The organism is Stappia sp. (assembly GCF_965276915.1).
Classification (GTDB): Bacteria; Pseudomonadota; Alphaproteobacteria; order Rhizobiales; family Stappiaceae; genus Stappia.
This window is the reverse complement of record NZ_OZ255709.1, coordinates 4,721,189-4,735,296: the sequence shown is the minus strand read 5'-3', so window position 1 is coordinate 4,735,296 and position 14,108 is coordinate 4,721,189. Positions and strand designations below refer to the sequence as shown.

Sequence of the window (14,108 nt, the reverse complement as noted above, 5' to 3'; positions counted from 1 at the left end):
GCCTCAGACCCCCTTGATGTCGTTCTTGAAGCGCGGGTCGATGCTGTCGCGCAGCGCATCGCCGACGAGGTTCATGGAAAACACCGACAGGATGATCAGCGCGCCGGGGAAGAGCAGCAGCCAGGAGGCGCGGGTCACGTAGATGCGCGATTCCGCCAGCATGTTGCCCCAGCTCGGCACCTCCGGAGGCAGGCCGAGGCCGAGGAAGTCGAGGGCGGCGGCCTGGAGCTGGGCGAAGGCGAAGATGAAGCTTGCCTGGACAAGCAGCGGCGAGACCAGGTTGGGCAGGATGTGGCGGAACAGGATGCTGGCATTGCCGGCGCCCGAACAGGTGGCGGCGTCGACGAACACCTCGCCCTTCAGCTTCAGCGTCATGCCGAACAGGATGCGGGCGGTGGTCGTTGCGTAGACGATGCCGATGACGATCACCGTGTTGACGACGCTGCGTTCCAGAAGCGTCATCAGGACGAGGGCGAGCAGCAGCGCGGGGAAGGCCATGAGCACGTCGACGACACGCATCAGGACGCTGCCGAGCCGGGTGTAGTAGGCCGAAAGCATGCCGGTGAGCCCGCCGGCGACCAGCGCCACGAAGACGGAGCCGATACCGATGACGATCGCCATGCGGGCGCCGTAGATGCTGCGCGAGAAGGTGTCACGGCCGAAATGGTCGGTGCCGAACAGATGTTCCGCGCCGGGCGGGGTGAGACGGACGACCGGATCGATGTCGAGCGGATCGTAGGGCACGATCAGCGGTGCGAAGATTGCGGCGAGGACGACGAGGCAGAGCCAAGCGAGGCCGAGGCTGGCCAGCAGACGGCCGCGGAAAATGCGTCCCGTGACGGCGAGCACGGTCATGCCGGACCTCCTTGCGCGACGGTGGAAGGGGCGAGTGCGCGGGGGGCGGTGAAGCGGGTCATTTTAGCGACACTCTCGGGTCGAGCCAGGCATAGGCGAGATCGACCAGCAGGTTGATGACCATGTAGAGCACCACGATGATCAGGATGACGCCCTGGATGACGGGATAGTCGCGCCGCAGGATCGACTGGACGACGAGGCGGCCGATGCCGGGCAGCGAGAAGACGGTCTCCGTCACCACGGCCTCGGAGACGAGGGCGGCGAAGGTGAAGCCGAAGGCGGCGGCGACGGCGATCAGCGCGTTGCGGAAGACATGCTTTGTCGCGACCTTCCAGGGAGCGAGGCCCTTGGCGCGGGCGGTGCGGACATGGTCCTCGCGCTGCACGTCGAGCATGGAGGCGCGCACCAGACGGATGATCAGCGCCGCGTTGGGAGCCGCGAGCGTGAAGCTCGGCAGCAGCAGGTAGCGCAGGTTGGCGAGCCCGCCATCGTCGGAAACCGACGGGAACCCGGACGAGGGCAGCCAGCCGAGCGTCACCGAGAAGATCAGGATCAGGTAGAGGCCGAGCCAGAAGGTAGGCACCGAGGCGAAGAGCATGGCGCCGCCGGAGGTGACCTGGTCGATCCAGGTGCCGTGCTTCGTCGCCGCCGTGACGCCGATCGGCACGCCGAGAAGGACGATCCAGACCATCGTCATGACGGCCAGCAGGACCGAGGTCTCGGCGCCGTCGGCGATGACGCTGGTCACCGGCGTGCGGAAGAAGATCGAGGTGCCGAAGTCGCCCTGCAGCACGTTGCCGAGCCACAGCAGGTATTGCTGGTAGAGCGGCTGGTCGAGACCCATTTCGCGGGTCAGCGCGTCGATTTCCTCCGGCGTCGCGCTGTCGCCGAGCAACACCGCTGCCGGGTCGCCGGGGATCAGGTGGACGAAGAGGAAGACGAGCAGGGAAGCGGCCAGCAGCGTCGGCACGAGCGCCAGCAGTCTCCGCGTCGCATATCCGAGCATGAGCGTATCTTTCCGCGATGTATCGGGGGCGGCCAGCCCGCCCCCGGCCCTTGCGTTCAGTGTCGTCCGACGGACGGCGTTTCGCAAAGGCCGGAGGGGACCGGGAGGAAGCCTCTTACTTGGAGACGTTCCAGAAGTGCGGCCAGATCAGGGTCGCTTCCCCGAGGCCTTCAAGACGCGGCGAGGCGATGTTGTAGGTGTAGATGTCGCCCGTCTTCATTGTCGGCACCTGCTCGTAGATCAGGGCCTGGATCTCGGACCAGAGCTTCTGCCGCTCGGCCGGGTCGGACGAGGCGGTGAACTTCGCCTTCAGCGCCGCCTTTTCCGGGGTTGCCCACCAGCCGGGGTAGTTGTTGTTCATGACCGAGATCAGGATCGGGTCGGGAACGAAGCCGTGATGGGTGAAGAACAGGTCCCACTGGTCCGGTTCGGCGCGCTTCTTGATGAGCGTCGCCCAGTCATAGACCTGAAGGTCGATGTTGAAGCCGGCCTGGGCGAGCTGCTTGGTGTAGACGATCGCCGTGTCGTAGTGGAACGCGTAGTTGGTCGAGACCATGAACTTGATGGGTTCGCCGTTGTAGCCGGCCTCGGCCGCCAGCGACTTGGCCCCGGCCGCGTCGCCCTTGCTGAAGTTGTCGGTGCCTGCGTCGGTGTACCAGACATTGCCTTCCGGCTGGAACGAGCCGTTGGCGCGCCACAGCTTTTCCGGGCCGATGGCGACCTGAAGGGCCGGCGTCTTGTTCAGCGCCGCCTGGATGGCGCGGCGAAGGGCGAAGTTCTCCTTCAGAGGTCCGTCCTTGGAGTTCAGGAAGACGAGGCCGAAGATCGGGCCGCCATTGAGGATCGTCTTCACGTCCGGGTTGGCGTCGAGATCGGCGAAGAGGTCGCCCGGAATGTTCTCGGCATAGTCGTAGTCGCCGGCCTGCAGGCCGCTGACGCGGGTGCCGACATCGGGAACCGGGATGAAGCGCAGGGCGTCGAACCCCGCCTTGCGGGCACCGCCATAGCCGTTCGGCTCGCCGGCGGGCGAATCGTAGTCGTCGAAGCGGACGAGCTCGACATGGCGGTTCGGCTGCCATTCGCCGAAGCGGTAGGGACCGGTACCGATATACTGTTCGGGGGCGATCGGCTCCTTGCCGGCGCCCTGGGCGACGGAGGCCGGATAGATCGCCGGGCCACCATTGATGAAGGCCATCAGGTTCTTCCAGGGGCCGAAGGGCTCCTTCAGGCGGATGGTGACCTCAAGGTCGCCGGTCGCCTCGACGCTCTCGACATTGGCGAACAGCAGGCTGCCGCGCGAGCCGTGCTCGCCCCAGCGCTCCAGCGAGGCGACGACGTCGGCGGACGTCATGTCCTCGCCATTGTGGAAGGTGACATCCTTGCGCAGGGTGATGACGATGGTCTTGCCGTCATCCTCGATCCGGTCGCTCTCGGCGAGCAGCGGCACGGGCGCGTTGCTGGCGTCGAACGTGTAGAGCCCCTCGAACATGTGATGGGCGATGGTGGTCGCGAGATCCGAGGTGACCACGTGCTGGTCAAGGCTTGGCGGCTCGCCGATCGTGGCGTAGCGCAGGGTGCCGGCGGCAAAGGCCGTGCTGGCCATCGACGTCGCAAGGGCGGCGGCGAGCACCGTTTTCCAACGATTCTTCCGAAACATGTCACTCCTCCAGTGCAAGGGACCTCTGGTGGCTCCTATGGTGTCAGGCCGGATGATCCGCAGTCCCGCGAAATATCGGGGCGAGACAGGTCATCCAACGATCGCCGGTTCTTCGATCGGCTGCTCGTTATGTAAAAAATTTTCATAATTGTGCGAAACTGTCAAACGGGAATTTGAAAAATCAGCTAAACTGCGGTAGATAATGAAAGAAACTTTCATATTGATTGGAGAAACAAGATGACCCTTGGCATTACTCGCTATGATACGGCCGATCTGGCGGCGGGCGGGCAGAAGCGCCCCTTCGCCAAGGCGGTGCGCGCCGGCGACTTCGTCTATGTCTCCGGCCAGGTGCCGGCGGAAGGCGGCGAGATCATTTCCGGCGGCATCGTCGCGCAAACGGAAAAGGTGATGGAGAACATCAAGTCCGTTCTGGCGCTTGCCGGCTGCGGACTGGAGCACGTGGTCAAGGTCAATGTCTGGCTCGACGACGCGCGCGACTTCTCCAGCTTCAACGCCGTGTTCGAGCGGCATTTCATCGACAATCCTCCCGCCCGCTCGACGGTCCAGTCGCCGCTGATGGTGGATGCCAAGGTCGAGATGGATGTCATCGCCTACAAACCCGAATAACCTTGCACGCAACGCGCGCCCGTCCGGCGCGCGGCAGGAGGGCGGGGAGGCCGTGACCAAGGTCATCGACATCATTGCGCAGTTGCGGCGGCTGGACGGCGCGTTTGCCAAGCGCGAGCAGCGGGTGGCGGACTATGTGCTCGCCAACCTGGAGACCATCGCCTACCAGCGGCAAAGCGAGATCGCGGCCGGTGCCGGCGTGTCGGACGCCACCGTCAACCGCTTCTGCCAGACGCTGGGCTGCGACGGGTTCAAGGACTTCAAGATCCGCTTCGCGCAAAGCGTTGCCGTGTCGCTGCAGTATCTCGGCGGACCGGGCAATGACAGCTCGGTCTCCGACCAGCTCGTCGCGCAGGTCTTCGGGGCGCTGGTCGACACGCTCAACACGGCGCGCGGCCAGCTCGACAGCGCGGCGATACAGGCGGCCATCGACCTGCTTGCCGGGGCGCGGCGCATTATCTTCTTCGGCGTCGGCGGCGGTTCGGCCAACGTGGCGCGGGAGGGCGCCAACCGCTTCTTCCGCCTCGGCATCCCGGCGGAGGCGCATTCGGACGGCTACCTGCAGCGGATGCTCGCCTCGACGCTTGAGCGGGGCGACGTGGTCTTCGCGGTCTCGGCCAGCGGTTCGCCGGCGGAGCTGCTCGACAGCGTGGCGATCGCCCGGCAATACGGAGCCCAGACCTTGAGCCTGACCAAGGCGGGCTCGGACCTGGCGCTGGCGACGGACATCACCATCGGGGTCGACTTGCCGGAGGACCAGGATATCTTCAAGCCGAGCGCGTCGCGGCTGGCCTTTACCGCGATCGTTGACGTTCTTGCCGCCGGCGCTGCCCGCAAGCGGCCGGAGCGGGTGAAGGAGTACCTGCGCCGTATCCGTACTTCGCTGATGCCGCTGTCCAAGGATGTCGGCCCGAAGCCGATCGGCGACTGACGCGACGTTTTCCACCGGCTTGCGTTGCGTCGCAGCAAAAGCGTGATTGAACAAATTTGCGGCATGCGCATAATATGGGCATGCGTGAACCGCTCTCCATTCTCGTGATCGATGCCAACAGGATCCGCTCGTCCATCATCGAGCAGGGTTTGCGCGATGCCGGCCACGAGCGGGTGATCGTCGTCGACACCATGGACGGTCTCGTGCGGCGGATCACCGAGGTCGATCCGGACGTCATCGTCATCGATCTGGAAAACCCCAATCGCGACCAGCTCGAGCACATGTTCCAGGTGTCGCGCGCCGTGCGCCGGCCGATTGCCATGTTCGTCGACCGATCCGAAAGCGGTGCCATCGAGGCGGCGGTCGATGCGGGCGTTTCCGCCTATGTGGTCGACGGGCTCAAGCGGGAGCGGGTGAAGCCGATCCTCGACATGGCGATCAGCCGCTTCAAGGCCTTCAGCCGGCTCTCCCAGGAACTGGAGGAGGCGCGCACGGAGCTTGCCGATCGCAAGACAATCGAGCGGGCCAAGGGCATCCTGATGCGCAATCGGGGCGTCGACGAGGATGAAGCCTACCAGCTCCTGCGCAAGGCGGCGATGAACCAGGGGCGCCGGATCATCGAGGTGGCCGAAGGGCTGGTCATTTCAAGCGGACTTTTGGAGAAGTAGGGCACGCGATGAACCGATCCGATGGCGACAAGGTGATTGCCGGTTTCATTCCGCTTCTCGACAGCGCGCTGCTGGTCGCGGCGGCCGAGCGGGGCTTCGCCGCGGCCGAGGGCGTCGACCTGCGGCTGGTGCGGGAGACCTCGTGGGCGAACATCCGCGACCGCATCGCCATCGGCCATTTCGACGTCGCCCACATGCTGGCGCCGATGCCGATCGCCGCCTCTCTCAACATCACCTCGCTCGCGGTGCCGATGCTGGCGCCGATGACGCTGGGGCTCGGGGGCAATGCCATCACGGTCTCGACGGGGCTCTGGCGTGCGATGGAGCAGGAGGGGGCGGCCGCCAACGGCGACCCGGGGTCGACGGGGCAAGGGCTTGCCCGGGCGATCGCGAAACGACCGGTGGACGGGACGCGGCTGCGCTTCGGCGTTGTCCACCCCTTTTCCGGTCACGCCTACGAATTGCGCTACTGGCTTGCCGCATCGGGCATCGATCCGGATCGCGATGTCGAGATCACCGTGCTGCCGCCGCCGCTGATGGCCGATGCGCTGAAGGCCGACCGGCTCGACGGCTATTGCGTTGGTGAACCGTGGAACACGGCCGCCGCCCTTGCGGGCACGGGGCGGATCGTCACCACCAAGGCGGCGATCTGGCCGGGCAGTCCGGAAAAGGTGCTGGGCGTGACCCGCAAATGGGCGGATGCCAATGGCGAGACGCTGGCCGCGCTGATCCGGGCGCTGGCGAAGGCTGCGATCTGGTGTGGCGACGCGGCCAATCATGCGGACCTTGCGGTGCTTCTGAGCGGGCCGGACTATCTCGACTGCCCGGCCGAATGGTGCCGGCCGGCGCTGGGCGGGCTGATCGCCGTGTCGCGCGATGTGGCGCTCGCTGTGCCCGACTTCCTCTCCTTCACAGCGCCCGGCGCGCTGCAACCCTCCACCGATCACTCGCTGTGGTTCTACAGCCAGATGTTGCGCTGGGGGCAGGTGGAACACGATCCGGAGCGTGAGGCGATTGCCCGCGAGACCTACCGGCCGGACCTTTTCGCCGCGGCGATGCCGAAGGCGGGAGACCCGGGTGCTGGTGCCCGCCGCGACCGGGCGGGGCCGCCGCAACGCTTCTATGACGGGGTCGAGTTCACCCCGGGCGATGTCGCCGGTTATGTCGCCGGTTTCGCCATCCGCGCTTGAGGCCTGCCTCGTCTGAAACGCGGTTGCCTTGTTTTGTGCATTGCACAAGAATTGATCAGCTGCCCTGTCCCTTTGCCTTGCCTTTTGGCGCTGCGCTGTCGGGTCCGTTCCAGGGCTCTTCCCGAAAACACAATTGAATCAACCCTTCGGGTGGATTCCCTCAGTTGGCATGTCTCCTGCATTGAAGGTGTTGGGCCAAAGATGGCCACGACATAACGCGTCCAAGGACGGACGCTTCGGCAAAGCCGCCGTTGAGAACGACCAGCGCCCTCCCGCGCCGGTCTCTCGACGGCGGCTTTTTTTGTTGGTGACGCGGGCAGGCCAGGGGCATGCCGCGCGCAGGAGGGAGAACAGTCGTGATCCAGATCCCGCTTTCCATCACGCGAAAGGCGATGGCCGGGCTTCTCGGCCTCGCGATCATGGCGGCGACGCCGCTTGACGCGCAGGCCCAGGCCTTGCTGCCGGAGAAGGACGAACTGAAGTTCGGCTTCATCAAGCTGACCGACATGGCGCCGCTGGCGATCGCCTACGAGAAGGGCTTCTTCGAGGACGAGGGCCTGTTCGTGACGCTCGAGCCGCAGGCCAACTGGAAGGTGCTGCTCGACCGGGTGATCACCGGCGAACTCGACGGCGCCCACATGCTGGCCGGGCAGCCGCTCGCCGCGACCATCGGCTTCGGCACCAAGGCGCATATCGTGACGCCCTTTTCCATGGACCTGAACGGCAACGGCATCACCGTCTCGAACGAAGTCTGGGAGATGATGAAGCCGCATCTTCAGATGCAGGCCGACGGCAAGCCCGTCCATCCGATCCCGGCAAGCGCCCTGAAGCCTGTCGTCGACAGCTTCAAGGCGCAAGGGAAGCCCTTCAACATGGGCATGGTGTTCCCGGTCTCGACCCACAATTACGAACTGCGCTACTGGCTCGCCTCCGGCAACATCCACCCCGGCTTCTATTCGGCTTCCGACATTTCCGGGCAAATCAAGGCCGATGCGCTGCTCTCGGTGACACCGCCGCCGCAGATGCCGGCAACGCTCGAGGCCGGCACGATCAACGGCTATTGCGTCGGCGAACCGTGGAACCAGCAGGCGGTGTTCAAGGGCATCGGCGTGCCGGTGATCACCGACTACGAGATCTGGAAGAACAACCCTGAGAAGGTCTTCGGCCTGACGAAGGAGTTCACCGAGGCCAATCCGAACACGACGCTGGCGCTGACCAAGGCGCTGATCCGCGCGGCGCGCTGGCTCGACGAGAACGACAATGCCAACCGGATGGAGGCGGTCGAGATCCTGTCGCGGCCCGAATATGTCGGTGCGGATGCCGAGGTCATCGCCAATTCGATGACCGGCACGTTCGAATACGAGAAGGGCGACACGCGCGAGGTCCCGGACTTCAACGTCTTCTACCGCTATTTCGCGACCTATCCCTACTATTCCGATGCGGTCTGGTACCTCACCCAGATGCGCCGCTGGGGCCAGATCGGCGAGCACAAGCCCGACGACTGGTACGCCGACGTCGCAAAGAGCGTCTACCTGCCGGATGTCTACCTGAAGGCGGCGCGGATGCTGGTCGAGGAAGGCCATGCGGAGGAGGGAGAATTTCCCTTCGAGAGCGACGGCTACCGCGCCCCGACGCCGGCCACCGACGTCATCGACGCCATCCCCTATGACGGCCGTGCGCCCAACGCCTACATCGACAGCCTTCCGATCGGACTGAAGGGCAATCAGACCGTCGACGGCAACGAGGTGGTCGGCGGCTGAGGCTGCCCGCGCCCGGCCGGCGGCGCTGCCGCCCGGCCGGGTGTCCTCCCAGCATCCTGCGCAAGGACAAGGACTTCACAACATGGCAAATGCCGAAACCGCCACCATCGATGCCCCGGCCGCCGGCCGCCGCCGCGAACGGCTGCTTGCCGGACTTGGCCGTACCGCCGGCTGGCTCGACGCGCTCGGCCTCTCGTTCCTGGTGCCGCTTGTCCGGCTGGTGCTGGGCGACAGCCCGCGCGAGCAGCTTGGCGAGTTGAAGCGCGTGCTGGTCATTCCGATGATCGGCATCGTCGCCTTCCTCGTTGCATGGGCCGCTTTCGCCCCGCAGATCCAGACCTCGCTCGGCGCGGTGCCCGGCCCGGCGGCGGTGTGGGAGCAGGCGGGCAACCTGTGGGAGGACCACCTGCGGGAGCGCGAGAAGGCCGCGGCCTTCCATGAGCGCCAGGACGTGCGCAATGCCAAGCTGGAAGCCGCCGGCCAGCATGACCGGGTGAAGTGGCGCAGCTATACCGGCAAGCCGACCTATCTCGACCAGATCGTCACCTCGCTCATAACCGTCGGGCTCGGCTTCGTCATCGCGACGCTGATCGCGGTGCCGCTCGGCATCGCCTCGGGCCTGTCGCGCACCGTCAATGGCGCGATCAATCCGCTGATCCAGATCTTCAAGCCGGTCTCGCCGCTCGCCTGGCTGCCGATCGTGACGATGATCGTTTCGGCGCTCTATGCGGATCCGGCCGACTGGCTGCCGAAGTCGCTGCTCATCTCGGCGGTGACGGTGACGCTGTGCTCGCTCTGGCCGACCCTGATCAACACAGCGCTCGGCGTCGCTTCGGTCGACAAGGACCTGATGAATGTCGGCCGGGTGCTGCAACTGCCCACCCGCAAGACGGTGATGAAGCTGGTGCTGCCCTCGTCGCTGCCGCTGATCTTCACCGGCCTGCGCCTTTCGCTCGGTGTCGGCTGGATGGTGCTGATCGCGGCCGAGATGCTGGCGCAGAACCCGGGCCTGGGCAAGTTCGTCTGGGACGAGTTCCAGAACGGTTCCTCGCAGTCGCTGGCGCGCATCATGGTGGCGGTGTTCACCATCGGGCTGATCGGGTTTGCCCTCGACCGGGTGATGTATGCGCTGCAGCGCGCCTTCACCTTCTCCGCGACACGGTGAGGGGCGTAATGACCATTCTCGAGATTTCCAGGCTTTCAAAGTCCTTCGGAGAGGGCAGGTCGCGCAACGACGTGCTCGCCGATATCGATCTCAAGGTCGGCGAGGGCGAGTTCATCGCCATCGTCGGCTATTCCGGCACCGGCAAGACGACGCTGATCTCGCTGCTCGCCGGCCTCATCGAACCCGACCAGGGCGGCGTCATCTTCAAGGGGCGCGAGATCGACGGCCCGGGTCCGGAGCGCGGCGTCGTCTTCCAGTCCTATTCGCTGATGCCGTGGCTTTCCGTCTTCGGCAACGTGATGCTGGCCGTCGACAGCGTGTTTTCGAAGTCGCCGAAGGCGGAACGGGTCGCCATTGCCGACAAGTACATCGCGATGGTCGGTCTTGCCCATGCCCGCGACCGCAAGCCGGCGGAGCTTTCCGGCGGCATGCGCCAGCGGGTCGCGGTCGCACGGGCGCTCGCCATGCGCCCCGAGGTGCTGCTGCTCGACGAGCCGCTGTCGGCGCTCGACGCGCTGACCCGTGCGAAGCTGCAGGACGAGTTCGCGGCGATCTGCAACGAGGAAAAGAAGACCATCGTCCTCATCACCAATGATGTCGACGAGGCGATCCTGCTCGCCGACCGCATCATCCCGCTGGTGCCGGGCACGCCTGCGACGCTGGGCCGCGCATTCACCGTGCCCTTCGCTCGTCCGCGCGACCGGGGCGAGCTCAATCACGATGACGCCTTCATCGCGCTCCGGGCCGAGGTGACCGAATACCTGATGGAGGTCGGGGCCGGTCGCGACGCGGGCGCAACGCGCGAACTGGTGCTGCCCAACGTGGTGCCGATCGGACAAAAGCCGGCAAAGGCGGCGAACGAACCCTCCGCCGATGCGCCGCCGGAGGCCTATGGCCAGGCAGCCGCTGGCGGGCGCGTCGAGCGCTATCTCGAATTCAGCCAGTTGAAGAAGGTCTATCCGACGCCGAAAGGGCCGCTCACCGTCGTCGACGGGTTCGAACTCTCGATGACCAAGGGCGAGTTCGTCACGCTGATCGGTCATTCGGGCTGCGGCAAGTCGACGGTGCTGTCCATGGCCGCCGGCCTCAACCCGATCACCGAGGGCACGGTGATCCTCGACGGCACCCATGTGACGAAAGCCGGTCCCGACCGGGCGGTGGTGTTCCAGGCGCCGTCGCTGATGCCGTGGCTGACGGCCTACGACAATGTCGCGCTCGGTGTCGACCAGGTCTATCCGCATGCGAGCGCCGCCGAACGCCGCGACATCGTCGAGTATTACCTCGCCCGCGTCGGTCTGGCGGAGAGCATGGACCGGGCGGCGAGCGATCTTTCCAACGGCATGAAGCAGCGGGTGGGCATTGCCCGCGCCTTCGCCCTGTCGCCGAAGCTGCTGTTGCTCGACGAGCCGTTCGGCATGCTCGACAGCCTGACCCGCTGGGAACTGCAGGACGTCCTGATGGATGTCTGGGCCCGCACCCGGGTGACGGCGGTCTGCGTCACCCACGATGTCGACGAGGCGATCCTGCTCGCCGACCGGGTGGTGATGATGTCGAACGGTCCGAACGCGCGCATCGGCAACATCATGGACGTGGACCTGCCGCGGCCGCGCTCGCGCAAGACGCTGATCAATCATCGCGACTACTACGCCTATCGCGAGGAACTGCTCGATTTCCTGGAAGCCTATGAGGGCGGCGCAAATCCGGGGCCGGAGCAACTCAGCGCCATCACCGCCAAACGGGCGTCGCGGATCGCGCGCCAGAAGGCCGCCGCCGAAGCGGCCGAATAGGAGGAACCGCCATGACCATCAAACAGAAACTCGTGGTGATCGGCGCCGGGATGGCGTCCGGCCGGATGCTGGAGACCCTGCTGGAGACGGCGCCTGATGCCTATGAGGTGACGCTGTTCGGCGCCGAGCCGCGCGGCAACTACAACCGCATCATGCTGTCGCCGGTCCTGTCCGGCGAGAAGAGCTACGAGCAGATCGTCACCCATGATGCGGCCTGGTATGCCGCAAACGGGATCGACTGCCGCTTCGGCGAAACTGTGACGCGGATCGACCGGTCCGCAAAGACCGTCACCACGCCGGCCGGCGAAACGCCTTACGACAAGCTGGTCATCGCCACCGGCTCGGCGCCCTTCATCATTCCGATTGCCGGCCGCGACCTGCCCGGCGTGCGCGCCTTCCGCGACCTTGACGATGTGGAGGCGATGGTGGAGGCGGCCGCGCGCCCCGGCGCGAAAGCCGTGGTGATCGGCGGCGGGCTGCTCGGGCTTGAGGCGGCGGCGGCGCTCAGGTCACGCGGCATGGAGGTGGTGGTCCTGCACCTGATGGGACACCTGATGGAGCGGCAGCTCGATCCGGCCGCCGGCCATCTGCTGCGGCGGGAACTGGAAGGGCGCGGCATCACCGTCCACACCGAGGCGCAGACCAAGGCGATCCTTGGCGAGGACCGCGCCGAGGCGGTGCTCCTTGACGACGGCACGATCTACCCTGCCGACCTGGTGGTGATGGCCGTCGGCATCCGCCCGGAAGTGCGTATCGCCGTGGATACCGGGCTGCATGTGGAACGCGGCATCGTCATCGACGACCGCACAATGACCTCCGATCCGGACATCCTTGCAATCGGCGAATGCGTCGAGCACGAGCGCGTCTGCTACGGCCTCGTCGCGCCGCTCTACACGATGGCCGGCGTCGCGGCGAAGACGCTGCTCGGCGAGGACGCGGCCTTCCGGCCGCTGGAGACGGCGACGCAGCTCAAGGTGACCGGCGTCAGCCTATATTCCGCCGGTGACTTCGCCGATGGCGAGGACCGCGACGAGATCGTGCTGCGCGATGCCTCGGCAGGGGTCTACAAGCGCCTGGTGCTGAAGGAAAACCGCATCGTCGGTGCGGTGCTCTACGGCGAGGCGGCGGACGGGCCCTGGTTCTTCGATCACATCCGCAACCGCACCGATGTCTCGCAGATGCGCGAAACGCTGATCTTCGGCCAAGCCTACCAGGGGGGTGCCCCGCTGGACCCTACGGCGGCCGTTGCAGCCTTGCCGCCTGAGGCGGAAATCTGCGGCTGCAACGGCGTGTGCAAGGGAACGATCGTCACGGCCATCGAGACAGGCGGGCTGACCACGCTCGACGAGGTGCGTGCCCACACCAAGGCGTCCGCTTCCTGCGGCACCTGCACCGGGCTGGTCGAGCAACTGATGCAGGCAACGCTCGGAGAAGCCTTCGCGGTGCAGGCGGTGAAGCCGGTCTGCGGCTGCACGCATCATGGTCATGACGAGGTGCGCCGGCTGATCAAGGCAAAGGGGCTGAAGAGCATTCCGGCCGTCATGCAGGAACTGGAATGGACCTCGTCGGGCGGCTGCGCCAAGTGCCGGCCGGCGCTCAACTACTATCTCGTCTGCGACTGGCCGGACGAATATGCCGACGATTACCAGTCGCGCTTCATCAACGAGCGGGTGCACGCCAACATCCAGAAGGACGGGACCTATTCCGTCGTGCCGCGCATGTGGGGCGGAGTGACCTCGGCGGCGGAACTCCGCGCGATTGCCGACGTGGTCGACAAGTTCGACATCCCGGCGGTGAAGGTCACCGGCGGCCAGCGCATCGACATGCTCGGCATCCGCAAGGAGGACCTGCCGGCCGTGTGGGCCGATCTCGGCGAGGCGGGCTTCGTTTCGGGGCACGCCTATGCCAAGGGCCTGAGGACCGTGAAGACCTGCGTCGGTTCCGACTGGTGCCGCTTCGGCACGCAGGATTCGACCGGCCTCGGGATCGCCATCGAGAAATTCATGTGGGGCTCCTGGACCCCGGCGAAGGTGAAGATGGCGGTGTCCGGATGCCCGCGCAACTGCGCCGAGGCGACCTGCAAGGATGTCGGCGTGATCTGCGTCGACAGCGGGTTCGAACTCCATTTCGCCGGTGCGGCAGGCCTCGACATCAAGGGCACCGAAGTGCTCGGCCATGTCGCCACGGAGGAGGAGGTGATGCGCCACATCGTGGCGCTGGTGCAGATGTACCGGGAGCAGGGCCACTACCTGGAGCGCATCTACAAATGGGCCAAACGCATCGGCCTTGACGAGATCCGCCGGCAGATCATGGACGAGCCGGAACGGCGCGAGGCCTATTACGAGCGCTTCGTCTTCTCGCAGAAATTCGCCCAGGTGGATCCGTGGTCGGAGCGTGTTTCCGGAAAGGACAAGCATGAATTCAAGCCGCTGGCGACCCTGGAACTGGAGGCGGCGCAGTGA

At 65.8% G+C, this 14,108-nt stretch carries 11 protein-coding genes; 8 read left to right on the top strand and 3 right to left on the bottom strand.

What is annotated here, in order from left to right; translation table 11 throughout:
• Nucleotides 1-3: 3 nt before the first annotated feature.
• The 3 genes from ACQY46_RS22110 to ACQY46_RS22100 form a co-directional block, all read right to left on the bottom strand.
• Complete coding sequence (locus ACQY46_RS22110; RefSeq protein WP_428698114.1) at nucleotides 4-855, bottom strand: ABC transporter permease; 852 nt, start codon at nucleotides 853-855, stop codon at nucleotides 4-6.
• Nucleotides 856-913: 58 nt separating this feature from the next.
• On the bottom strand, nucleotides 914-1,861 hold the full coding sequence (locus tag ACQY46_RS22105; protein WP_428698113.1) for an ABC transporter permease: 948 nt from the start codon (nucleotides 1,859-1,861) through the stop codon (nucleotides 914-916).
• A gap of 115 nt (nucleotides 1,862-1,976) precedes the next feature.
• The gene (locus ACQY46_RS22100; protein WP_428698112.1) at nucleotides 1,977-3,518 is read right to left on the bottom strand and encodes an ABC transporter substrate-binding protein; all 1,542 of its coding nucleotides are present in this window, start codon (nucleotides 3,516-3,518) and stop codon (nucleotides 1,977-1,979) included.
• A gap of 237 nt (nucleotides 3,519-3,755) precedes the next feature.
• Here ACQY46_RS22100 and ACQY46_RS22095 point away from each other — a divergent pair, with 237 nt between their 5' ends.
• The 8 genes from ACQY46_RS22095 to nirB all read left to right on the top strand — a co-directional run bounded on the left by ACQY46_RS22095 (nucleotide 3,756) and on the right by nirB (nucleotide 14,108).
• On the top strand, nucleotides 3,756-4,145 hold the full coding sequence (locus tag ACQY46_RS22095) for a RidA family protein (protein ID WP_428698111.1): 390 nt from the start codon (nucleotides 3,756-3,758) through the stop codon (nucleotides 4,143-4,145).
• A gap of 52 nt (nucleotides 4,146-4,197) precedes the next feature.
• Nucleotides 4,198-5,076 (top strand): MurR/RpiR family transcriptional regulator, encoded by an 879-nt coding sequence (locus ACQY46_RS22090; protein WP_417769031.1) that lies wholly within the window; start codon nucleotides 4,198-4,200, stop codon nucleotides 5,074-5,076.
• 80 nt (nucleotides 5,077-5,156) lie between these two features.
• Nucleotides 5,157-5,744 carry an ANTAR domain-containing response regulator gene (locus ACQY46_RS22085; protein ID WP_428698110.1) on the top strand — a complete coding sequence of 196 codons (588 nt, stop codon included), beginning with the start codon at nucleotides 5,157-5,159 and terminating at the stop codon, nucleotides 5,742-5,744.
• A gap of 8 nt (nucleotides 5,745-5,752) precedes the next feature.
• The gene (locus ACQY46_RS22080) at nucleotides 5,753-6,934 is read left to right on the top strand and encodes a CmpA/NrtA family ABC transporter substrate-binding protein (protein ID WP_428698109.1); all 1,182 of its coding nucleotides are present in this window, start codon (nucleotides 5,753-5,755) and stop codon (nucleotides 6,932-6,934) included.
• A gap of 392 nt (nucleotides 6,935-7,326) precedes the next feature.
• The gene (locus tag ACQY46_RS22075) at nucleotides 7,327-8,694 is read left to right on the top strand and encodes a CmpA/NrtA family ABC transporter substrate-binding protein (RefSeq protein ID WP_428700549.1); all 1,368 of its coding nucleotides are present in this window, start codon (nucleotides 7,327-7,329) and stop codon (nucleotides 8,692-8,694) included.
• A gap of 82 nt (nucleotides 8,695-8,776) precedes the next feature.
• Complete coding sequence (locus ACQY46_RS22070) at nucleotides 8,777-9,859, top strand: ABC transporter permease (protein WP_428698108.1); 1,083 nt, start codon at nucleotides 8,777-8,779, stop codon at nucleotides 9,857-9,859.
• 8 nt (nucleotides 9,860-9,867) lie between these two features.
• Entirely contained in the window at nucleotides 9,868-11,646 is a 1,779-nt protein-coding gene (locus ACQY46_RS22065; protein ID WP_428698107.1) for an ABC transporter ATP-binding protein, read from the top strand.
• Nucleotides 11,647-11,657: 11 nt separating this feature from the next.
• On the top strand, nucleotides 11,658-14,108 hold the full coding sequence (gene nirB / locus ACQY46_RS22060; protein WP_428698106.1) for a nitrite reductase large subunit NirB: 2,451 nt from the start codon (nucleotides 11,658-11,660) through the stop codon (nucleotides 14,106-14,108).

Bases quoted from the DNA above. Each gene is read 5' to 3' on its own strand.
- ACQY46_RS22110 (WP_428698114.1), bottom strand. From the start codon at position 855: ATGACCGTGCTCGCCGTCACGGGACGCATTTTCCGCGGCCGTCTGCTG.
- ACQY46_RS22105 (WP_428698113.1), bottom strand. From the start codon at position 1,861: ATGCTCGGATATGCGACGCGGAGACTGCTGGCGCTCGTGCCGACGCTG.
- ACQY46_RS22100 (WP_428698112.1), bottom strand. From the start codon at position 3,518: ATGTTTCGGAAGAATCGTTGGAAAACGGTGCTCGCCGCCGCCCTTGCG.
- ACQY46_RS22095 (WP_428698111.1), top strand. From the start codon at position 3,756: ATGACCCTTGGCATTACTCGCTATGATACGGCCGATCTGGCGGCGGGC.
- ACQY46_RS22085 (WP_428698110.1), top strand. From the start codon at position 5,157: ATGCGTGAACCGCTCTCCATTCTCGTGATCGATGCCAACAGGATCCGC.
- ACQY46_RS22080 (WP_428698109.1), top strand. From the start codon at position 5,753: ATGAACCGATCCGATGGCGACAAGGTGATTGCCGGTTTCATTCCGCTT.
- ACQY46_RS22075 (WP_428700549.1), top strand. From the start codon at position 7,327: ATGGCCGGGCTTCTCGGCCTCGCGATCATGGCGGCGACGCCGCTTGAC.
- ACQY46_RS22070 (WP_428698108.1), top strand. From the start codon at position 8,777: ATGGCAAATGCCGAAACCGCCACCATCGATGCCCCGGCCGCCGGCCGC.
- ACQY46_RS22065 (WP_428698107.1), top strand. From the start codon at position 9,868: ATGACCATTCTCGAGATTTCCAGGCTTTCAAAGTCCTTCGGAGAGGGC.
- nirB (WP_428698106.1), top strand. From the start codon at position 11,658: ATGACCATCAAACAGAAACTCGTGGTGATCGGCGCCGGGATGGCGTCC.